This is a genomic window from Anaerolentibacter hominis (genome assembly GCF_032380675.1).
Lineage (GTDB): Bacteria > Bacillota > Clostridia > Lachnospirales > Lachnospiraceae > Anaerolentibacter > Anaerolentibacter hominis.
The window spans coordinates 449,389-470,510 of the sequence record NZ_JAWDIX010000001.1 but is presented as its reverse complement, the minus strand read 5'-3'; the positions used below and the strand labels follow the sequence as shown (position 1 = coordinate 470,510).

At 48.0% G+C, this 21,122-nt stretch carries 18 protein-coding genes; all 18 read right to left on the bottom strand.

Features of this window, described 5'->3' with window-relative positions; genetic code table 11:
* Positions 1 to 113 precede the first annotated feature (113 nt).
* Positions 114 to 1,196 carry a class I mannose-6-phosphate isomerase gene (locus tag ABCW47_RS02015; RefSeq protein ID WP_343208194.1) on the bottom strand — a complete coding sequence of 361 codons (1,083 nt, stop codon included), beginning with the start codon at positions 1,194 to 1,196 and terminating at the stop codon, positions 114 to 116.
* A gap of 106 nt (positions 1,197 to 1,302) precedes the next feature.
* Positions 1,303 to 2,382, bottom strand: coding sequence for a class I mannose-6-phosphate isomerase (locus ABCW47_RS02010; protein ID WP_343208193.1), 1,080 nt, complete (start codon positions 2,380 to 2,382; stop codon positions 1,303 to 1,305).
* Between the two features lie 210 nt (positions 2,383 to 2,592).
* Entirely contained in the window at positions 2,593 to 3,453 is an 861-nt protein-coding gene (locus tag ABCW47_RS02005) for a class II fructose-bisphosphate aldolase (RefSeq protein ID WP_343208192.1), read from the bottom strand.
* Positions 3,454 to 3,462: 9 nt separating this feature from the next.
* Positions 3,463 to 4,866, bottom strand: a complete 1,404-nt coding sequence (locus tag ABCW47_RS02000; RefSeq protein ID WP_343208191.1) for an L-fucose/L-arabinose isomerase family protein — start codon at positions 4,864 to 4,866, stop codon at positions 3,463 to 3,465.
* Positions 4,867 to 4,892: 26 nt separating this feature from the next.
* On the bottom strand, positions 4,893 to 6,410 hold the full coding sequence (locus ABCW47_RS01995) for an FGGY-family carbohydrate kinase (RefSeq protein ID WP_343208190.1): 1,518 nt from the start codon (positions 6,408 to 6,410) through the stop codon (positions 4,893 to 4,895).
* A gap of 15 nt (positions 6,411 to 6,425) precedes the next feature.
* Complete coding sequence (locus tag ABCW47_RS01990) at positions 6,426 to 7,043, bottom strand: DUF4867 family protein (RefSeq protein WP_343208189.1); 618 nt, start codon at positions 7,041 to 7,043, stop codon at positions 6,426 to 6,428.
* Positions 7,021 to 7,320 carry a hypothetical protein gene (locus ABCW47_RS01985; RefSeq protein ID WP_343208188.1) on the bottom strand — a complete coding sequence of 100 codons (300 nt, stop codon included), beginning with the start codon at positions 7,318 to 7,320 and terminating at the stop codon, positions 7,021 to 7,023. Before ABCW47_RS01985 ends, ABCW47_RS01990 begins: the two co-directional genes overlap by 23 nt.
* A 42-nt stretch (positions 7,321 to 7,362) precedes the next feature.
* Entirely contained in the window at positions 7,363 to 8,418 is a 1,056-nt protein-coding gene (locus ABCW47_RS01980; RefSeq protein WP_343208187.1) for an aldose epimerase family protein, read from the bottom strand.
* Between the two features lie 56 nt (positions 8,419 to 8,474).
* On the bottom strand, positions 8,475 to 9,980 hold the full coding sequence (locus ABCW47_RS01975) for an L-fucose/L-arabinose isomerase family protein (RefSeq protein WP_343208186.1): 1,506 nt from the start codon (positions 9,978 to 9,980) through the stop codon (positions 8,475 to 8,477).
* A 468-nt stretch (positions 9,981 to 10,448) separates the two neighbouring features.
* Positions 10,449 to 11,906, bottom strand: coding sequence for an L-fucose/L-arabinose isomerase family protein (locus ABCW47_RS01970; protein ID WP_343208185.1), 1,458 nt, complete (start codon positions 11,904 to 11,906; stop codon positions 10,449 to 10,451).
* 72 nt (positions 11,907 to 11,978) lie between these two features.
* Positions 11,979 to 13,031, bottom strand: coding sequence for an ABC transporter substrate-binding protein (locus tag ABCW47_RS01965; protein ID WP_343208184.1), 1,053 nt, complete (start codon positions 13,029 to 13,031; stop codon positions 11,979 to 11,981).
* 116 nt (positions 13,032 to 13,147) lie between these two features.
* The gene (locus tag ABCW47_RS01960) at positions 13,148 to 14,158 is read right to left on the bottom strand and encodes an ABC transporter permease (protein WP_343208183.1); all 1,011 of its coding nucleotides are present in this window, start codon (positions 14,156 to 14,158) and stop codon (positions 13,148 to 13,150) included.
* A gap of 35 nt (positions 14,159 to 14,193) precedes the next feature.
* Positions 14,194 to 15,720 carry a sugar ABC transporter ATP-binding protein gene (locus tag ABCW47_RS01955; protein ID WP_343208182.1) on the bottom strand — a complete coding sequence of 509 codons (1,527 nt, stop codon included), beginning with the start codon at positions 15,718 to 15,720 and terminating at the stop codon, positions 14,194 to 14,196.
* A 769-nt stretch (positions 15,721 to 16,489) separates the two neighbouring features.
* Positions 16,490 to 17,653 carry an ROK family transcriptional regulator gene (locus tag ABCW47_RS01950; RefSeq protein WP_343208181.1) on the bottom strand — a complete coding sequence of 388 codons (1,164 nt, stop codon included), beginning with the start codon at positions 17,651 to 17,653 and terminating at the stop codon, positions 16,490 to 16,492.
* A 384-nt stretch (positions 17,654 to 18,037) separates the two neighbouring features.
* Positions 18,038 to 18,661, bottom strand: a complete 624-nt coding sequence (locus ABCW47_RS01945; RefSeq protein WP_343208180.1) for a flavodoxin family protein — start codon at positions 18,659 to 18,661, stop codon at positions 18,038 to 18,040.
* Positions 18,662 to 18,805: 144 nt separating this feature from the next.
* Positions 18,806 to 19,714, bottom strand: a complete 909-nt coding sequence (locus ABCW47_RS01940; protein WP_343208179.1) for a hypothetical protein — start codon at positions 19,712 to 19,714, stop codon at positions 18,806 to 18,808.
* The gene (locus ABCW47_RS01935; RefSeq protein WP_343208178.1) at positions 19,707 to 20,201 is read right to left on the bottom strand and encodes an RNA polymerase sigma factor; all 495 of its coding nucleotides are present in this window, start codon (positions 20,199 to 20,201) and stop codon (positions 19,707 to 19,709) included. Before ABCW47_RS01935 ends, ABCW47_RS01940 begins: the two co-directional genes overlap by 8 nt.
* 198 nt (positions 20,202 to 20,399) lie before the next feature.
* Positions 20,400 to 21,062, bottom strand: a complete 663-nt coding sequence (locus ABCW47_RS01930; protein WP_343208177.1) for a hypothetical protein — start codon at positions 21,060 to 21,062, stop codon at positions 20,400 to 20,402.
* Positions 21,063 to 21,122 lie beyond the last annotated feature (60 nt).

Below are 21,122 nucleotides of genomic sequence, written 5' to 3'. Positions count from 1 at the left end.
CGCACAGATGTATTATGTCATGCAGAGCGTGACGTGCGGCTCGCAGCAAGTACGCCGAGGCGTACTTGATTTTTAATGAGAAAATACTGCTCGTTCAGCATTCCATTTCATTATTATTCACACACATATCCCTGGGGATGGCAGAGTACCATAGATACTCCCTCCTCGCCGGGCACGATCTTTATATCACCGATATTGGCGGGGAAAAAGAATTCATCTGCCTTCTTAATCTCCATCTCACCGCCTTCATAAACCAGCCTGCAGTCTCCGGAGAGGCAGATACAAACCTGCGGGAAACCGGTCTTTGTCACCGGCACCTCGCCCGAAGCATCAATGCGGGTAAAGGAAAAGTACGGGGTGTTCCTGGTTCCCAGCACAATCTTTTCTGTTCCCCAGTCTCCCTCCCGGATCGTAACCGGTGGAATCAGGCGGATCTTTAGGTTATCTTCATAGCTGTGCCCCTCATAGTGGTAGCAGCCCAGCTGCTGTTCATCGTGAAACGCCTTTTCTTCGTCCGTGCCATCCTTTAATTTCCAGGTGAACGCGGTCACATCAGAGGGTTCCTGTACCTCCACCACAAAACATCCCGCGCCAACCGCGTGGGGGACGCCCGCCTCAATATTAAAGCAGTCTCCGATCTCCACCGGAACCTTGTGGCAGCAGGCTTCCATAGAAGGAAGATCTTCATTATAGTAATGCTTTGCGAATACCTCTCTGGTAACGCCCTCTTTAAAGCCCATCAGCACATAAGGAGGCTCAGGGACATCATCCCGTTTGCCGATTATATACCAGCATTCAGCCTTGCCATAATCGCTGTTAAAATATTTCTTGGCAAAGTCCCGGTCCGGATGGCTCTGCAGATCCAGCTGTTTTTCTGCATCCAGCAGCTTTACCAGCACGGCCATGCTTGTACCATTGATCTCCATATGTTTTTTGCCCAGCACTCCCTCCGGATTTTCGGCAACAGCCTCAAAGAGATACATTCTTCTGCCATCCGGCAGGATGCACTCCTGGCAGCCTTCATTTGGGTCATCCGGTCCGACATTACAGACTCTGGTGTCTGATCCGATCCAGGCCTCCGGCCTTCCGTCGTCCTCCCCCGGATTAATTCCCCGGAACTTGTCAATCTCCCGTCCGCCGGGATAGCGCACCAGTTTATTCTGAACCAGTCTCCACGGCACATTATAAATACCCATCTGCCAGTCCCTCCATTCTTAATTTAATGCCCTTTATTTTACATTCTTCATTATTCACTCTTACTTCTTCATTTTTCATTTTTACTTATTCACTCTTACCTATTCATTACAGCTCTACACCCGCAGGATGGCAGAGAATCATGCTCACACCTTCCTCTTCCGGAACAACCGTGATCTCTTCAATACCAGCCGGGAAGAAGAACTCATCCGCCTTCTTAATTTCCATCTCGCCGCCCTCATAAACCAGCTTGCATTTACCGGAAAGACAGATGCCCAGCTGAAGGAAACCGGTCTTTAATACCGGCACCGGCTTTGTTGCATCCAGTCTGGTAAAGGAGAAATAAGGCGTCTGCTTCGTTCCGATCAGAACTTCTTCCTTGCCCCAGTCACCCTCCCGTAAGATTTTGGGCTCAATCTTAAAACGTTTCAGATTATCTTCGTAAGAACTGCCCTCATAGTGATAGCAGCCCAACAATCTCTCATTAAAGAATTCCTGCTCTTCTTTCGTTCCGTCTGTCTTGCGAACCGCACCCACAGTAATGTCGGACGGCTCCTGAACTTCTACCAGGAAGCATCCGGCGCCGATTGCATGAGGCGCACCAGCCTCTACATTAAAACAGTCTCCGATCTCTACAGGGATCTTATGGCAGCAGGCCTCCATCGCTTTGATATCATCATTGTAGAAGCCTTCCTCATAATCTTTTCTCGTAACGCCTTCTTTGAAGCCCAGAAGAACGTAGGGAGGTTCGTCACAGTCGGTTCTCTTGTCAATGATATACCAGCTCTCCGCCTTTCCATAGTCGCTGTTAAACCATTTCTTGGCATAGGGCCTGTCCGGATGACACTGCAATTTAAGCTGTTTCTCCGCATCCAGCAGTTTTGCCAGAATACCCATCTTTGCTCCGCTGAGTTTTAAATGCTCCGCACCCAGCATCGCTTCGGGGTCCAGCTCGATTGCTTCAAACAGGAACATCTGTCTGCCGTCCGGCAGAATACATTCCTGACAGCCCTCATTGGGATTCTCCGGTGTTACATTATTTACTCTGGTATCCGAACCGATCCAGGCCTCCGGTCTTCCGTCATCCGCTCCGGGATAGATTCCTCTGAACCGGTCAATCTCACGTCCGCCGGGGTAACGGATAAATTTGTTCTGAACCAGTCTCCAGGGCATTTTGTAAATATTCATGATGTAGTCTCCTCTCAAGCTATCTATATATTTTTTGTTCCAAATCGCCTGCGCGATGGGTGACCTGCTCTCTTCCCACAGTGCCGGGAAGCCGAAAAAACCTTCCTTTTACAACTGCTTCTATTTTACCATGCCGGTCCCCTTTTTACAACACGCAAAGACTCCCGGAGCAAATGCCTCCGGGAGTCTTTTATAAGGAAAATTGAGATATTATGCCTTTCCATCCGCCATACATACCTTGATCCATTTTTTTGCATCCTCACACACCGCTTTTCTGACTGCCAGGATGATGTCCTTTGTATGTATAGATATCGTCTTTTCATTCAGGATATCCTGCACGGTTTTCAGATAGGTATATCGAATCTGAGTTCCTACATTTACTTTGTTGATGCCCAGGCTGATGGCTTTTCGGACATCTTCTTCCGGTATACCGGTTCCCCCGTGGAGCACCAGAGGGATAGAAACCGCCTCGTTCACCTCGGCCAGACGCTTAAAGTTTAATTCCGGCTTGCCCTGGTAGAAACCATGTGCGGTACCGATACCAACCGCCAGGGAATCCACCCCGGATTTTTCCACCAGTTCCACCGCATCCGGCACCTGTACCAGGAAATCGTCTCCCAAAAAGGTTCCTTCATAATCCCGGCCTTTAATTTTACCAATTTCACCTTCTACAAAGACATTTCTGGGATGAGCATATTCCACCACCTGTTTTACGGTGCTGATATTTTCTTCCAGACTCAGTTTGGACGCATCAATCATAACAGAAGGATATCCATTGTCGATGGCCTCTTTACACAGCTCCACCGTATTGGAATGATCCAGATGGAGAATCGCAGGCGTCTCCATTTTCTTCATCTGGGCCACACCCATTCCCCCCAGAGTTTCCGCATCGATTGCATCAAACATGATCGACGCGGAAGCAAACATAACCGGTGCGTGCATTTCTTTTGCCGCATCCATCAGGCCCAGAAGATCCGGCAGGCCCGAGAAATTGAACATTGGGACCGCGTAGCCGCCTTCGTCCGCATCCTTCAGCATCTTTCTTAATGTATTTCCTGTTATACCTTCCATGTTATCTCCTTATACCAGATCCGCTTTTACCGGCAGATATCTGCAGGCTTCTTCCAGAATCGGAAGTACATCTGCATAGATTCCCACACAGTGATGAATGTAAGGTCCATAGATCAGTTTCTTTTCCCATTTATCCCAGTCATCTACCTCAATCCAGACATAGGAGCCTTTGGTATATGGGCCGTCAATGGCTTTGGCTCTGCCAAGGAACATAGAGTAGTCATTGGAAAATCCGTCAAAGCGGACAATATTTAAATCGCCCTTTTTCAGCTGCCACTGGCCTACCGCACCTGCCGGACGCCCATGATGAACGCCTACATTTAATGTGCTGTCCTCTCTTGCCAGGGACTTGGCGAATACACCGCAGTGCCACAGAAGTTCGGAATTTTTGTTCTCCGGATTCCGGATCGTCAGGTCAGCCAGGAACATCGGTGTTGTATAGCGGGCCGCTGCCAGCGTAAGAACTGCTCCGATTGCACCGTGTACATCGGTCTCACAGATGCAGGGCAGGCCGTCGTCACAGATCTCACTGAGAATAAAGCAGGCTGAGATGCCGAAGGTATCTGTCATAGGCTTCCAGCACATGGTTGCCACACCGTTTAAATTTTCTTTTAACGCCCACTCTTCAATCGTCCTCTTTAACCCTACAATTGTTCGAACCTGCTCGTCGGTCACGTCGATAAAGTTGTGGGTCTTTTTCATAACCGCTGCCTCTTCATCCACCTTTGCCGCATTTTCTTTCATATAATTGTCGAACATAAATTTCAGGTCAGACATGGCGATCGGTACAATTTCAATTCCGAATTTGGTCAGCAGTTCCATCTCGTTATATTTCACGGAGAAGAACGGGCCCGGACGCACGCTGATCTGTCCGATTCTCATATGGGTCGCCGCTTTGATAACAGAACATACACCGATGAATTTCTCAAATCCTTCTTTAAATTCCGCGGCGGTTACTTCACAGTTTACTATGTAGGAGAATGGCACTCCATACAGATTCAGGATTTTGGATGTCGCAAACAATCCGCACTGGCTGTCTCTGTAGCGGTATCCATCTGGTTTAATATCATCCTGAGGTCCCCATAACAGTACCGGTTTTCCAACCATTTTACATAGTCTTGCGGCTGCTTCCTCACAGCCGAAGTTAACATGAGGAATAAAGACGCCGTCTACTTCCTCGGAGATAAACTTTTTCGCCACGCGCTCTGCATCCTGCACACAGAATAATAAACCGTCTTCTGTGGTGTCATCTATTGTAACCAGCTCAACATCATATTCGCCAAGAGCTTTTTCAATCTCCTTTTTGTAGAGAATTGCCTCTTCCAGATTGAAGTTGGGGCCGTTGTGGGGATTTCTTCTTATCGGTGCGAAACCGATTTTAACCGTACGTCTTTTGGTAAAACAATCTAACATACTCTCTCCTCCGTTTCTAAAACACTCTACTGCTTTCCGATTCCATGCTGTCTTGCCTCTTTATAAATATCCAGAACCCTCTCTCTCAAGAATACATATTCCTCAAAGTTCTCCCGGCTGATCGTCTCCGGATGGGTATCATAAGCTTTCGCACATTTATAATACTTCTCCAGCTCATCAAAGGTCAGGTAACCAGACCCGATCGCCGCCAGCAGCGCGGCTCCAAAGCAGGCCGATTCCCTGTTCACCGGCACTTCCGTCCTCTTTTCATTAATGTCGGCTTTCCTCTGCATAATATAATCCGATTTTGCTATTCCGCCCACGATCCGCAGCTTATTATAGGTGCCTCCCAGAATCCGCCCATAATCTTCCAGATGCCGCTTTACTTCATAGCAAATACCATTTATCACCGCATTGACCATATCCCCCTGATCATGAGTATCCTTAAGTCCCCAGTAAACCCCCTTCGCATACTGGTCATCCAGGCACCCTCTGATCAGCGGAAAGAAGAAAAGCCCCTCTCCGTTTTTCTTTGCAGCGGCCTGCTCCATGTGATAGAATTTAGACTGGCCGTCCTGTTCAGCCTTCTCCGCAAAATCCGTCCCTATGGTTTTAAAAATCCACTCAATAGTAGAGCCGCAGGATGGGTTGGAAGACAGAATCCGGTAAATCTTTTTCCCGCAGTGAGGATAAACAGCATAACGGCGTCTGAAGGTTTCATCGCTTAGAACCAGCTGATCCGTGGCGGCCATCAGAACCTCCGAGGTCCCCATGGAATCCAGAACAGCTCCGTCCTCAAATATATTAATTCCGATTGCGGCGCAGCAGTGATCATGTCCCCCGGTCACCACTGCCGTTCCCGGCAGCAGGCCGGTGGCCGCCGCCCCGGCTTCGGACAGAGCCCCTACTTTTTCTCCGCCCGGATAAGGCTTCGCCATAAGTTTCGTTGAGAGCCCCACGGCTTCCATAATTTCGTCCGACCAATCTAATTTATTGATATCGAAGCATAAGGTACGTCCTGCAGTGGTGTAATCCGTAGCATATTCTCCGGTCAGGCGGTAAATAACAAAGTCCTGAACGGACAGCCACCGGTCCGCCTTCTTCATAACGTCCGGATGCTTCTCATTGATCCACATCATCTTGCACAGCCCGTATTTGGCTGAGAGAATTTGTCCCGTGATGGAATAAATCCTTCTGGCGCCCAGAATCTGATCCAGTTCCTCCATCTGGGGCGCGGTTCTCTCATCATACCAGGCTATAATAGGATATAAAGGCTTTCCCTCCCGATCTATCGGCACGCCGCTCTCCGCCATGGATGAAGCTGCAATCGCCCGGATATTCTCTGCTCCCGCCTCCTTCGCAACTGTCTGAATACAGGTACAAAGATTCTCCCAGATTTCATCCGCGTAAAATTCGCTTTCATCCGGCGTCGGATGATGGATAACATTTCCCACACTGTGGTAGGCAATCAGATCTCCGTCCAGATTAAAAACTGCTGCCTTAATATTCGTCGTTCCTACATCGACTCCCAAGAAATAATCCATAGCGGCGCTCTCCTTTCAGACCTCGTGATTCGGTCCTGTCATGCCATTGTATCCGCCCTCAATGCCTGCATCCGGATGGCAGATACGCCATTTGTTTTTTCCTGTCAGCAGTACATCTTCTTTGCCCATGGTCGGTTTGATATCCAGAGGCAGGTTCGTATCTCTTGGAAGAGCAACCATGCAGCGAAACGGTGTATCCCCTGCGCAGCTGGGCGCATAGTGAAGGGTTGTGGCATACACTTCGATCATCGTTCCCTTTGGAATCAGGAACGCTTCCACCTTGTTGGTATCATACTGGTAATCATCCGTAATGTCAGGCTGCCATCCCAGCTGAAGGATCAAATCTGTTGCGGCATAATTAATTTCTGAAGAACGATGATATTCCAGAGCGTTTAATTTATGGTTGCTGCCATTGCAAAAGCCCATCTGTGCCGGAAGGCCTCCGTAAATGGCATCCTGCATAATTGCCGCAATTTCCAGTGCTTCCAGTTCCGGTGAGGATGCTACGTATATGGTTCTGTCCTCCGGACATGGCGTTTCCTCCATTGCTTTCTGCAGGGCGTCTAAATCATAATCATCAATAATACGTCCATATTTACGAAATGACGGATCAGTTACTTTCTGAATTTTCATTATTATTTTCCTCCAATTCTATTCTGTTCTTTCTCTTTGTTCCCTGCCTCAGGCTGCGGAAGGCAAGAAAGGCAAGAACCGCTGCGCAGAGGCTTAAGACGACAGTAGCAATAATCGCCGGCGTCACGAGAGAAGCCTCAATTTGATGGGTTATAAGTCCTTTAGCAAATGTAAAAATCTGATAAACAAGATAAAAGAAACCCAGGATGAGCCAGGTGCTGAATGGAATCCTTCCCTTCGTTTCTTTTCTTTCTCTATGATCTGTCTGCGTACTCATAGCTTTCCTCCATTCTAAAGCGCCTTTTCTTTTATTTTAAACTTAGTTTACCGAAAATACAAATACTGTTCTGGAATCATATTCTTTTCCCGCCGGGCAGACCGGACTTGGAAACGCCGGCTCATTCACGGCATTGGGATAATATTGTGTTTCCAGACAGACTCCGGCACGCAGCCCGTACACGGCGCCTCCTTTCCCCTTCTGCGGTTTGTTCCCCAGACCGTTGCCGCTGTAAAGCTGTACGCCCGGGCAATCGGTATAGCAGGTCATGACTCTCCCGGTGGCCGGATCGGAGAGAACCGCGAATTTGCGCAGCCCCTCTTCCTGATGGTTGAGAACCAGGTTGTGGTCATATCCGCCCCGCATTACAATCTGGTCAAATCCGCTGTCCACATCCTGCCCGACTGTTTTGCTAACCGTAAAGTCCAAAGGAGTTCCTGCAACCGGAAGGATTCTGCCGTCGGGAATCCCGTCTTCGCCCGCAAAAGGTGTATAGAAATCCGCGTCCAGCCAAAGCATCTGTCCCATGGCGCTGCCCGCGTCATGCCCGGCCAGGTTGAAATAGCTGTGGTTGGTCATATTGGCCAGCGTATCCTGATCTGGTATGCCGTGGTAGCGGATCTCCAGTCCATTATCCTCCCGAAGGCGGTAGCTTACTTCCACCTGAAATCTTCCGGGCATCCCCTGATCCCCGTCCGGGCTGTCCAGCCCGAATACTACCATGTTATCTGCTTCTTCGATTCTGGCGGTCCACATCCGTTTGTGGTAACCGTCCGGCCCGCTGTGCAGATTATTGCAGCCGTCATTGGCATTCAGGCGGTACTCGGTACCGTTCAGGCTAAAACCCGCCCCGGCGATCCGGTTGCCGCTGCGGCCGATGGTAGCGCCGAAGCTTCCTGCTCCATCCATGTATTCCCCGGCGGAGTCATAGCCAAGCACCACATCCCCGTTCTGTCCGTTCCGGTCAGGTACCAGAATACTTACCAGGGTAGCTCCAAAGTCGCTCACAGCTACTGTCATTCCCTGACTGTTTTCTATTATATAGAGGCTGGCGTTTTTTCCGTTTACCGAGCCAAAACTGCTGACTGTTATTCCCATAAGCCCTCCTTATCCTCCGGTGCGGCAGCCGCCGCACCGGTCCCGCTGTACGGAAATTACATTCTGTTCTTTGCCCAGATAAAGGGGTTTTCCGTAGGATACGGCAGCTCCTTCGGCTGATTGAACATAATCTCTTCCACTCCCAGATACCGGAATACATCCACTACCTCTTTGCCGTAATGACCGAACGCTACCGCCGCATGATGGGGATAATTGCGCTCAATCAGTACATGACGGTAGAACCGTCCCATCTCAGGCACCGCGTACACGCCGATGCTGCCATACGAATGACACTCGACCGGCAGAATTTCTCCCTGTGCCACATAGGAACGCAGCTTTCCATCTGCCGTACACTGAAGCCGGAACAGGGTCATGTCACTTGCCGCATAGTCCCCGTCCAGTGCCCCTCCTGATATAGATACCAGATAATCGTAGGCCGGGCCCTTCACCCGCACTTTCTGGCTTGTCAGGTTATACTTGGCCATCTTGCATACCGGTGCGTTGCCGCAATGGAATCCCATAAACACTTCTTTATAACCATAGGGATAAGTTCCTTCTATGTGTTCTTTGTACATATCGGAGGGAACCGTATTATTGATATCAATCAGGGATACCGCGTCTTCACTTAAACACGATGCTATGTATTCGCTCAATGCCCCGTAAACATCTACCTCGCAGGATACCGGCATTCCTTTTGCCGCCAGCCGGCCGTTAATATAACATGGTGCAAAGCCAAACTGTTTTTTAAACGACGGCCAGCACTTGTTAGCAAATACCACATACTCCCTGGCTCCCTTATGCTCCTTCGACCAGTCCAGCAAAGTGAGCTCGAACTGCGCCAGCTTCGGCACAATCTTGGGAACACTGTTATTTTCACCCAGTTCTTCCTCTATCTCTTTGATCACTTCCGGAATCCGCCGGTCGTTTTCATGGGCCACATATGCCAGCCAAAGATCCAGCTCCGAGTTTTCTTCTATTTCCACCCCGATATTGTGAAGCTGCTTGATCGGTGCGTTGCAGGCCATGAAATCAGACGGCCGGGGTCCGAAGGTAATAATTTTTAATTTTCTTAATCCGATGATCGCTCTGGCTACCGGCAGGAATTCCTCCATTCGATCTGCTATTTCTTCCGGACTGCAGCAGGGGTCTTCCGGAATATACGCCTTTAAATTTCTCAGCGCCAGGTTATAGCTTGCGTTGAGCATACCGCAGTAAGCGTCCCCTCTCCGGTTGCCGTCATCCAGCTGTTCCGTCGTCTCTTCTTCTGCCGCCACATACATAACCGGACCGTCAAAATACCGGGCGATCAGTGTCTCCGGCGTCTCAGGCCCGAAGTTTCCCAAGTATACGGTCAAAGCGTTGCATCCCGCCGCTTTTACCCTTTCTACCGCTTCTAACATCTGTTCTTCATTTTCTACAATTACAGGGCATTCATATACTTCTCTCCCCTTTTTTGTATATGCCGCCACCACAGCCTCTCTTCGGCCCTGGGCCAAACTGAGGGAAAAGCCTCCGCGGCTTACAGCAATAATCCCAAGTTTAACTTCAGGAATATTCTTCATTATGTTTCCTCCCATTCTACTCTTCCGCCTGAACCGTTCCGGCGAAAATGATATTAAGAACAAAGTGGGCAAGCCCACCTTTGCTCCCCTTCCCCTCACCCATGAGGGGCTTGCGCGCTTTGCACGCCGCGCGTAGTCAGCTTAGCTGACTTTCTCCTCTTACGCGATTTCGCATAGCATGGTTTGTTCTTACATAGGAAAGTTTGCAGAACTTTCCTATGTAAGAAAATTGGTCCGCCGTTTGCCCCCGTTATCTTACGCAGACAGACAGCAGACCATTGCCCTGACCCGTCCCGGTCTAAGACTTCAAAGTGCGTCCCTTTATTTCCACGTACAGCGGCAAGCGAAAAACGCTTGTATTTCCATTTGCCGCCGCACATGGACCAGTAAAACTCCAAATCTATGTTTTGTCTGGTTGAGATTGAGATATCAAATGTTACCTGTTTCAGCCGCTGATGTATCTATCCGTTATCTGCGTCCTCTCCAGAACTCCTGAATTTCTTTTTCAGTCGGTCCAGCCGGATCAGGTGTAATACCCAGATATTTACAAGCCTCGTGCAAAATAGGCGCCAGTTTGCCATAGGTACTGGAAGAGTGATGAATATACGGGCCTGTCACCAGTTTTTCTTCCCATGCAACCCAATCGTCTACTTCCAGCCAGCAGTAAGTACCGTTTGTCTCCGGGCCTTCCACTCCTTTGCCTTCTCCAATAAACAAACTGTATTCTCCGTTGTCTCCATCAAATCTGCAGACGGTAATATCTCCCCGTTTCAGCTCAAAATGACTTCGTCCCGGGCATTTCGCTCCATTGCTCTCAGAATCCAAAACCGTACGTTTCTCATAATCTCCTGCCAGAGAAGGCGGGAAGTTACCGCAGTGCCAGAGTAATTCCGCGTTGTCATTATAAGGATGACGGATTGTCAGATCCGCGAAGAATACCGGATCGGTGTACAGAGCCGCCGCCTGGATCATACGGGAACTGATAACACCATGAATATCCAGTTCACAGCCAACCGGGATTCCAAGATCGGTCACATAACCGTTTACCGCACAGGCGGAAGCGCCCATTGTTCTTGCAAACGGTCCCCAGCAGCTCACTGCCGCAGCATTGCATTTGTACTTATCGCACAGACTCTGCAGGGTAAGATAGTAAACCGCCATATTTTCAAGGCCCGCCTCATCAATGCCCACCGGTTTTGTCATGCTGCATATCTTCTCTACCGCAGCTTTTACTTCTTCCGGTTTATTTGCACGGATCGCATCTGCCTCCTGCTTCATGTCAATCAGATTCATCGGGAATACACGGATGCCGAACCTCTCGTACAGCTCGCCTTCATTGCACATCGTCGTCCAGAAAGGATCAGGACGGGTACCGATCTGCAGCACCTTTGTTTCCTTAAATGCTTTTACTACAGCCGCTACCGCTGCAAAGCCCTTAAACCCGTTTTCCAGAGTTCCTTCATCCAGATCCGTGTTGGGAATATAGGTGAAAGGAATACGTGCGCGGCGCAGCGCTTTTCCTGTGGCAAACAGTCCGCACTGGGAATCTCTCGTACGGCCCACGGAGCTTGACTTCGTGTCGGAATTTGCCATCGGATCATTGTCTCTGGGACCCCACAGCAGGAACGGCACCTGAAGAGCTCTGGCGATCAGTGTTGTATTTCCCTCGCTGCCGAAATTACAGTGAGGTGCGAAGATGCCCGCCACCTCTTCTTTTTTAAACTTCTCAATTACCGCAAGGGCATCGTCTTCTGTCTCCACAATTCCCTTTGGCGTCACATCGTCGATGTCCACAATTTCTACGATATCCATACGCCAGTCGTTAATACGGCTGCGGATAGCGTCACGTACTTCAAATGCTTCCGGATGATTAAACACATCTCGTTTCGTAGGTGCGAAACCGATTTTTACCGTCTGTCTTTCCATATCAGTTAATCTCCTTTTTAAGAACAGGGACAATCGCAGGAGCGATTGTCCCTGGCAATAACTGCTTAGTCCTTATTTGCTGCCGCCGTAATATTTCATTACTTCTGCTGCCTCTGCAGAATCAAGGGTATCTTTTTCAATTGTGATAACACCGGTGTCCACATATTTCTCAACAGCTTCGCCCTTCATGATCTTCAGTGCGGTCTCAACGCCCTGATAACCCATCTGGAACTGACGCTGTGCAACAGCGGCTTTCATGTAGCCTGCTTCCAGCATCTGCGGCGTATCATTAGAGAAGTCCATACCAACGATGGTAATATCATCCCGGTCTAACTCTTTCAGAGCGGTAGAAGCGCCGATGGAACCGGAGTTGTTAACACCCCAAAGAGCATTCAGGTCAGGATGTGCCATGATAAGGTCTTTAGCGTCAGATAAAGCCTTTGTGGTATCACCGTCATTAATCTTAACTTCATCCCAAAGTACTTCCCAGCCATCTTCTGCGTTGGCATCCCAATACTCTTTGAAACCGTCCAGACGATCGGTAACAGTCTGTGAACCGGTAGAAGCAACCATTACGCCGACTTTCGCGTGATCTACATTCGCTGCTTTCAGATGTTTGATCATCTGTTCTGCACATACTTTACCAGCTTCTTTATTATTTGTAGCGATGCAGGCGTCAAAGCCTTCCTCGCTGGCAATCTTTGTATCTACCAGTACTACCGGGATTCCGGTTGCCTCAGCCTCTGTTACAGACTGGGTCATTGCCTGGGAATCACAAGGTGCGATCAGAATTGCAGCCGGCTTTGCGGAAACCGCATCGGCGAGCAGCTGAACCTGTTTCTCAACATCTGTCTCAGCCTGAAGACCGGTACAGATCATTTCATAACCATTCTCTTCGCAGGCTGCCTTTACACCGTCTTCTACTACGGACCAGTACTGGCTGCCCATGATCTTTGTAACCCAGTAAATCTTCTTGCTTCCTTCTCCCGGTGCCGTCTTATCAGCCGTCTTGTCAGATGAAACCGGTGTGTCCTTACTACTGTCATCCTCTTTCGTGCCGCAGCCTACCAGAGAGAGTGTCATTACAGCTACCAGTAATAACGCGATGAGTTTCTTTAACTTCATAATCATTTCCTCCTTGAGAACATTTTTATATGGACAGGGAACGTTTCCTATTCCGTCCCTGCCTGTTATGCAGATTGTCAATCCGCATGCACAACGATGTAACAATAAAAACTGGCTTATGCGTACTTCCGGTTCCGGTAAGCCTCCACCGCACAGGCCGCTACGATGATAATACCAATTACAACCTGCTGATAGAATGTGTTGACACCGCATAAGTTCAGGCCGTTTCGCAGAACACCCATGATGAGAGCACCGATAATTGTATTATTGATACCGCCCTCACCGCCGGTATTGGAAACACCGCCTAGTACAGACGCTGCGATTGCTTCCAGCTCATAGCCCTGACCGGAAGCCGGCATTGCCGTTGAAATACGGGATGCCATCAGAATACCTGCGATTGCAGCAGATACACCGGACACGCAGTATGCAAAAATACGGGTACGAATTACATTGATACCGGAAAGCCTTGCTGCTTCCATATTAGAACCACAGGCATAGATTTTACGTCCAACCGGCGTCTTGGCAAGAATAAAGAATAGTATTGCTCCATAGATCAGCATAATGACAACGCTGAAAGGAATACCGCCGAAAATACGGCCTCCGCCCAGGAAGTAAAACGTGTTCTGCACCTGTGTGCTTGGAATCTCGTTTGTATAAATCGGGCGGCCGTTTACAAATACGTTAGCCAGTCCACGGAATACCCACTGGGTACCCAGTGTGGCAATAAACGGTACAACACCCAGGATCATAATAGAAAATCCGTTGATAAAGCCCATGATGATACCGACTACAACACCCAGGATCAGACAGATCCAGAGAGGTGTACCGGCCTGCAGCAGCCAGACAACCACGATACCTGCCAGCGCCAGAGAAGCACCGGCCGACAGATCCGTACCGCCGCATACGAGTACATAGGTCATACCAAAACCTACAATCGCGTAGCTTACTACCTGATGTACAATGTTGATCAGATTATCGCCCTGTAAAAACACACCTGGTTTCATCAGGGTAAAAAGAAGGAAGAGCAGAATCAACGCGCCGCCAGATACGAACATTTTCTTAGTACTGGTACCCAAACGCTGCATCAAAGGCTCTCTCGATTTTTTGTTCACTTTGGCTTGTTCCATGAATATCCTCCTCAATATGTATCAAATCTGCCGGTTTAATCGTCCTTACCGGCAACCCCTTTACGTTTTCCCTCCAGTTTGTTGTAACCTGCCGCCAGATACAGCAGCTTTTCCTGCGTTGCATCTTTCGCATCCATCTCACCGTTAATTTCACCCTGGTGGATTACGATGATCCTGTCGCTCATGCCCAGGACCTCAGGCAGCTCCGATGAAATCATGATAATAGCAACACCCTGGTCGCTCAGTTCATTCATCAGTTCATATACCTCAAACTTGGAACCAACGTCGATGCCCCGGGTTGGTTCATCCATGATCAGCACCTTGACGTTGTTGCACAGCCATTTGGCCAGAACGACTTTCTGCTGATTACCGCCGGACAGGTTTACTACCTTCTGATACTGGCCCGGCGTCCGGATGGAAAGGGCGTCCATATAATGTTTCGTATTTCTGGTCGCCTCTTTGTCATTGATAACGCCATGTCTGCTCAGCTGGTCAATGTGAGCCATATTAACATTGAAACGAACATCCAGCCCCAGTGCCAGACCATTGAATTTACGATCCTCTGTTACGAAACCAATACCATGTGCAATGGCCTGATGCGGATTATTGATTGTGATCTGCTTTCCATCCATGAAAACTTCTTTGGAGTCCGCCGGATCAGCACCGAAAATAGCTCGCATGATCTCGCTTCGTCCTGCCCCTACAAGGCCGGAAATACCGAGTATCTCGCCCTTGCGTACTTTGATTTCCTCACAGTTGAGCATATTGCCGCGCCGTACATTCCTTGCTTCAAAGACCACATCGCCTATGGTACGTTTGTGTTTCGGATACCGGTCTTCCATTTCCCGGCCTGCAATCATATTAACCAGCTCATCCATTGTCACATCTTTATACATACGAGTTCCGATACTCTGTCCATCCCGCAGTACTGTTACACGTTCACAGATGTAATCCAGTTCTTCCAGCCGGTGGGAAATATAAACCATACCCACGCCGCGTTTCTGAAGCTTTTTAATAATTTCCATCAGCTGCTGCACTTCTTTTTCGGACAGTGCTGCACTTGGCTCATCCAATACCAGCAGCTTGACGTCATAAGAAATAGCCTTGGCGATCTCTACCATCTGCTGCTTGGCTACACTCAGATTACGTACTACCGCGTGCGTATTGATGTCAATTCCCAGATCATCCAGAATCGCCTTTGCATCTGCGTGCATTTTCCTGTCGTCAATCATGATCCCCTTCATCGGCGGACGGCCAATATAAATATTATCGGCCACTGTCAATGTGGGGCAGAGATTCAGTTCCTGAAAAATAATGTTGATACCCAGTTTCTGGGCAGCGGCTACGTTTGGAATTGATACTTCCTGTCCGCGCATATACATCTTTCCTGCCTCGGCACGGTATACGCCGCTCATTACTTTCATCAGTGTGGATTTTCCCGCACCGTTCTCTCCGACAAGACCATGTACCTCTCCTTCATTGACCGAAAAAGATACATTATCCAGCGCTTTTACGCCGGGGAATATTTTGCTGATGCCTTCCATACGGAATAATTCAGCCATGCGTGCTTCACCCCCTAAATTACCGAACGGTTCCGGATCGTTCATATTTCCTGAACTCCCGCTCCCGTTTTCATTCCAGTTTCTTCCTTGCCTGTGCTCTTCCTGCCATTTTCTTCTATGCGGAAGAAAATTGTAACCCATAAGCTTTTTTCATTTCTTCTCCTTGACCGGCAGTATATTCTTCTGCCGCAGCTCTCCTTTCTTAAATTTTATTTTCATGTTTCTGTAGCAGAAACGAAATACGCTCACTGACGCTCACTGCTCTGCCATTTAGTCAAAGCGTTTTACTATTTTCATTATGAACTCTGCTTATATTTTCGTCAATAAACAATTCATATCTTATTCATTTTCCACAAAATGCATAAAAAAACGAAGAAAAATAATAAACAAAAGTTTTGTTTCCCATTTTCTCTCCGGACAAAGTTTTTACACGGAAAGGGGCCTCCCCTTTCTCATTTTCTGTCCAGGTTATACAAAATAGTATGTTCATCTTTAGTAATTTAGTATAATGTTTTTACAAATTATGGTTATTTTTCATTTTGTCTATTTAGTACAAAGGTTTTATTAAATGTAGGAATCTCCCTTTGCTATTTCCGTTCATTTTTTATTCATTTTGTCGAAATTTAGATTTTCATTTATTATTTACATACAAATTACATGTTTAATTTCATCTTTTTAAACAAAAAGAGAGAAAGAACCAAATCATCGGTTCTTTCTCTCTTTTCATGCCTCAAACTATAAATATTACTGTCTTCTGTTCAATTCCTTCCTACAAGTCCAGGTAATTGCCCCGGTACATCTGATCCGCCACCATGGCAGCGCACCCTTTCAGCACCCCGTCTTTACCCAGAGAAGGCCGCACCACCTCGCAGTAATACGAACTCTTGGAGATTTTTCTGCTATTTATTTTCTCTTCCAGAGCCGCCAGATATTGATCGGGAAGGTAAAACGCATCCTGTCCCAGAATAATCGCTTCCGGATTCAAAATATTAACTGCGCTTAACAGCCCCACGCTCAGTTTCTCCATCGTATCTTCCAGAATTTCAGCAATCACAGGCTCCTCCGCCCGTGCGCATATTTCCTGAAATTCAATCCGCTCTCCCGTCTGCTCCCGAAATCGTTCACAGACTACGTTGGCGCCCGCGTAGGTCTCCAGGCACCCTCTGTTGCCGCAGTTGCATTTGTGGCCCCGGTAGTCGATACTCATATGGCCGATCTCCCCGCCGACTCCATTCACACAGTGTACGCTTTCTCCGCCCTGCACAATACCGGAGCCAATACCGTTGGTCACACCAAGATAGATAAAGTCCCGGTATTTCCGTCCCCAGCCGTAATGAATCTCTCCTATTGCCGCACAGTTATTCTGATTATCCGCCAAAACAGGGATGTGGTAACGTTTACCCAGAAAGCTTCCAATCGGATAATTGGAAATCCCAAAGAAGTTAATTGGATTGATTATGAGCCCTGTATTGATATCCACCTGCCCGACAGTACCCACGCCGATCCCAACTACGTTTTCTTCATCCTTCATGACCTTGTCGATCAATTCACAGGCCTTTTCAATCAAAATCTCGCCATTACATACCGTCCAGTCATGGCGTTCATATTTTGTCAGATTCATTTTCAGATCGCACAGTCCCACCATGATCCCGGTACGCTTTAAAAGTACGCCGACAATCTTTGGTGCATTTTCCGCTATATCTAAACCGATCGGGCTTCTGCCCACCGTTTTTCTTCCCTCAGTTTCCACTTCTCTGACATAGTTTGCTTCCATCAGTTCACAGACAATGTTCGTCACAGACATCTTGGACAAATTGCTTTCTTTGGATAATTCAATCCTGGAAACAGATGGATTTGTTGCGATCAGTTTGAGAATCAGGCCCCGGTTCCTTTGTTTTAATATACTGTTGTTGATTCCTTTATTATTAATCATTCTGCCCGTCCTTCCTACCGTCATCAGCCCCAGGAACAACCCGTCAGGACTGATAAAGAAATTTATCCAAATTCAGTGTTACACAATCCCCCTATTTTGTCAAATCGTTTTACCAAATAGCATTATGTTTCATGTTAGAGCATCATTTTTCATAAATCTTATAAAGCTAAACAAGGAGTGATCAGCTTAGTTTTTATTCTCATCTCATGCAAGCGTGGAACAAAGAGTAGTCAGCTTCGCTGACGTTCTCCTCTTACGCGATTGCGCATAGAATATTTTTTGTTACATAGGAAAGTTTGGAGAACTTTCCTATGTAACAAAAAATGCGGACCCCACACGGGTCCGCATCGATTCTTTCACCTCTTATGTATCTGTACCAACGAATTACCGGATAAAATTCGTTCTGGCTTTCAGTTCTTCCTCCGGCATCGGTATACCGGCCTGCTTTCCTGCCTCGATACATTTCAGCAGCCACGCCATATTCCTGCCCAGAACGCGCATAATCTGAAGCCCTTCCAGATCCTGCTTTACCTCCTCCGGGCGGTTTCCATGAACCATATTCCAGTACTGGGAGCTCACAACCGGCATACGGGAAAACGACAGGTATTTATTCATCTGATCTAACGTTGCCGTTGTACCTGCTCTTCTTGCCGATACAACACAGGCGCCCGGTTTGTAAGCAAAAATTTTGCTTCCCGCGTAGAAAATACGATCCATAAAGGCAATCATTGCTCCATTTGCGGAAGCATAATACACTGGGGAACCGAATATAAAACCATCTGCTTCCTCGGCCTTCTCCAGAAAACGGTTTACCACATCATCAATAATACAGCGGTGCTGTCCGGACGCACACCCTGCGCAGCCGATACAGCCTGCAATCGGTTTATCACCGATATGAAAGATCTCCGTATCAATACCGGCTTTCTTTAACTCCTTCTCCACCTCGCACAGCGCAGTGTAGGTGCAGCCTTTGCTGTGAGGGCTGCCATTGACCAACAATACCTTCATCCAATTCACCTCTTTAATAATATTCGCAACATTTTTCCTCTTTCATCCTTATGATCAGTATAATACTTTCTGACGAAAAGTGCACGCATTTTTAAAGATGAGCCGATGGTCAGGCTGTTGTAATCCTGCTGCTGTGCCGCTGCATCATTTATTGTCTTTCTGCATATTTTCATAATACTCAGACGAAGCAATCATATCATAAACTCCCTCCGTGCTCTTTGTCTTTATGTTATACCGCACGACGTAATCCCCGCACAGCAAGGAAAAATCCATGGTAATCCTGGGTTCTGTGTGTCCCTCTCCTTTTTCCTCCAGCCTGACCTGACGCAGACGAAGTACCTCTTCTGTCAGCTCTTCCGCCTGAAAGATAGGGTAGAACATCGTTTCATGCTCTTCTTCCGGGACAGAGTCGGCAAACGGTATCGTATAGCTGGATATATTATAACGCTCCGTATCCTCCGCCTTTACCATGCGAGGTTCATCCTCCGGTTCCCTCGGAGAAATAAATATACTGATGTAATCATAGCCGGAAGTATAGCTAAAGGACAGCAGTTCTCCTATCTCCTCTGTATACACAGAGGCGGATTCGAACTGGTATCCCCTTAAAAAGCGGGACGGCAGAAGGTTTCCATAAGGTTCTCTTTCATAGCTCTCCTTTTCCGTCAAAACAGTTACATCTGCTTTCTTTGCAGGCACCTCATCGCTTTCTATGCCAGGTCTCTTCTGTTCCGTCACGTTTTTTTCTGCCTCTTGCTTCTCCGGTTCTTCCTTCTCCGTTCCAGGTCCGGTATATTTCTCCGGTAAGCCGGTTCCATAAGGTACCATGCCTTCCGGCTGGGGAAGCGGCGGCATCTTACTCCCCATACTATTGAGGTTAGCCGCTCCGGCAATCAGAAACAGACAGATCATGGCAGCTGCCGCATAGCGGATCATCCGCCGCCCATACCCAGATTGTTTCTGTCTTTCTTCCTGCATTTTATCAATCGTCCGGTCGATCAGATCCTGTTCCGGAACCGCTTTTTCAGCAATCAGCCTGTACTCTTGTTCAAACATGGACACCATCTCCTTCCATCCATTCTTTTATCATTTTTCTTGCCCTGACCAGGCACATCCGCACCGCGGCATCTGATTTTTTGACAATTTTCCCAATTTCCGCGACCGGCAGTCCCTCATAATAATGCAGATGGATTACGGCCAGATAATTCCGCGGCAGCCGGATCAGATACTCTTCCAGGATCTGTTCCGGCTGTCCTGTCTCTGACAGCAGATCGCAGGTCAGGGATTGTGTCCTCCGCCGGAATGCACTCCCCCACAAATTTTTGCAGCAGTTGATTGTAACCCGTATAAACCACGCTTTTTCATGTTCCTTGGATTCAAAGGCAGGCCTTTTCCTCACATACCGCAAAAAAACTTCCTGAAAAATATCATCGGCATCCTGCCGGTTTCTCGTTTGCGCAAATGCCAGCTTATACACCATAGAAGCATATTCATTTACTAATTCCGTACAATCGTCCGTACGCAGCGATTGATCCGGTTTCATGGCGCCTCCCTCCTTCTCTCTTGTCTATTCACTTATAATACCGTGTATAAGGCCAGAAGGTAACAAAAGAGGATGTTGCAAAATGAAAAATTTTGCAGCATCCTCCCAGAACGGGCTCTTTTCTAAGTCTCTGTGTCTAATTATCTATAGTGCGGCATGCTCTTCATTCGTCGCACGATCCACGAACCGCGCGCTGTTTCAGCGGTTTTTCCTGCAATTTCGATATCCCATCCACACTACCCACACATAAGCACAGGTCTTTGGAATCATCAACATGCCAATAGCAGGGACGGCATCCGCAAACAGTACCACAGGAATATAAAAACCAAAGCTGAGCAGCACAGCCAGCCACATATAGCGGAATACCCTGTCATTTTGCCTGCGGGCCTCCTGGTAAAAGATCACGATGATGATGATTCCCATAAGAGCAAACGGTATGTTCCGGTAGATCCCGTAGCTGAGCGGGGCATCGGCATCTAGCCAGCGGTTCCCCGGCAGGAAGCACAGTATAATTCTCACCGCCGCCAGCGCGTACATAACCCCAGTAAGCAGCCTGCGCCCGGTAATTTGATACTGTTTTCTCCAGACATAATATAAGATCATATAAAACACGGTCATAGTAATAGATGTAATAAATTTTCCCATCCCCAAAGCCGCTGCATGGGCTGCCAGACCATCCGTGCAGAGGGCATACGCCCTGGGAATCAGATGAAATGCGTCTCCGCACCCCAGCACAACAGCCATAATTCCAAAAAGTCTGCCCTGGGTGTTTTTTCCTGACATTCTAATCATTCTAATGCCCAGAAATAAAACCGTAATAAGATACACCGCATCAAATGCGGTTTCCATAATTGCCTGCATTTTATTTTCCTCCTCTTTAATGTGAACACCGTTCATTTTTGTTCAATTCTATGCCGGAAC

Excerpts from the sequence above, each read along its gene's own strand:
- ABCW47_RS02015 (WP_343208194.1), bottom strand. The coding sequence starts at position 1,196 with ATGGGTATTTATAATGTGCCGTGGAGACTGGTTCAGAATAAACTGGTG.
- ABCW47_RS02010 (WP_343208193.1), bottom strand. The coding sequence starts at position 2,382 with ATGAATATTTACAAAATGCCCTGGAGACTGGTTCAGAACAAATTTATC.
- ABCW47_RS02005 (WP_343208192.1), bottom strand. The coding sequence starts at position 3,453 with ATGGAAGGTATAACAGGAAATACATTAAGAAAGATGCTGAAGGATGCG.
- ABCW47_RS02000 (WP_343208191.1), bottom strand. The coding sequence starts at position 4,866 with ATGTTAGATTGTTTTACCAAAAGACGTACGGTTAAAATCGGTTTCGCA.
- ABCW47_RS01995 (WP_343208190.1), bottom strand. The coding sequence starts at position 6,410 with ATGGATTATTTCTTGGGAGTCGATGTAGGAACGACGAATATTAAGGCA.
- ABCW47_RS01990 (WP_343208189.1), bottom strand. The coding sequence starts at position 7,043 with ATGAAAATTCAGAAAGTAACTGATCCGTCATTTCGTAAATATGGACGT.
- ABCW47_RS01985 (WP_343208188.1), bottom strand. The coding sequence starts at position 7,320 with ATGAGTACGCAGACAGATCATAGAGAAAGAAAAGAAACGAAGGGAAGG.
- ABCW47_RS01980 (WP_343208187.1), bottom strand. The coding sequence starts at position 8,418 with ATGGGAATAACAGTCAGCAGTTTTGGCTCGGTAAACGGAAAAAACGCC.
- ABCW47_RS01975 (WP_343208186.1), bottom strand. The coding sequence starts at position 9,980 with ATGAAGAATATTCCTGAAGTTAAACTTGGGATTATTGCTGTAAGCCGC.
- ABCW47_RS01970 (WP_343208185.1), bottom strand. The coding sequence starts at position 11,906 with ATGGAAAGACAGACGGTAAAAATCGGTTTCGCACCTACGAAACGAGAT.
- ABCW47_RS01965 (WP_343208184.1), bottom strand. The coding sequence starts at position 13,031 with ATGAAGTTAAAGAAACTCATCGCGTTATTACTGGTAGCTGTAATGACA.
- ABCW47_RS01960 (WP_343208183.1), bottom strand. The coding sequence starts at position 14,158 with ATGGAACAAGCCAAAGTGAACAAAAAATCGAGAGAGCCTTTGATGCAG.
- ABCW47_RS01955 (WP_343208182.1), bottom strand. The coding sequence starts at position 15,720 with ATGGCTGAATTATTCCGTATGGAAGGCATCAGCAAAATATTCCCCGGC.
- ABCW47_RS01950 (WP_343208181.1), bottom strand. The coding sequence starts at position 17,653 with ATGATTAATAATAAAGGAATCAACAACAGTATATTAAAACAAAGGAAC.
- ABCW47_RS01945 (WP_343208180.1), bottom strand. The coding sequence starts at position 18,661 with ATGAAGGTATTGTTGGTCAATGGCAGCCCTCACAGCAAAGGCTGCACC.
- ABCW47_RS01940 (WP_343208179.1), bottom strand. The coding sequence starts at position 19,714 with ATGTTTGAACAAGAGTACAGGCTGATTGCTGAAAAAGCGGTTCCGGAA.
- ABCW47_RS01935 (WP_343208178.1), bottom strand. The coding sequence starts at position 20,201 with ATGAAACCGGATCAATCGCTGCGTACGGACGATTGTACGGAATTAGTA.
- ABCW47_RS01930 (WP_343208177.1), bottom strand. The coding sequence starts at position 21,062 with ATGCAGGCAATTATGGAAACCGCATTTGATGCGGTGTATCTTATTACG.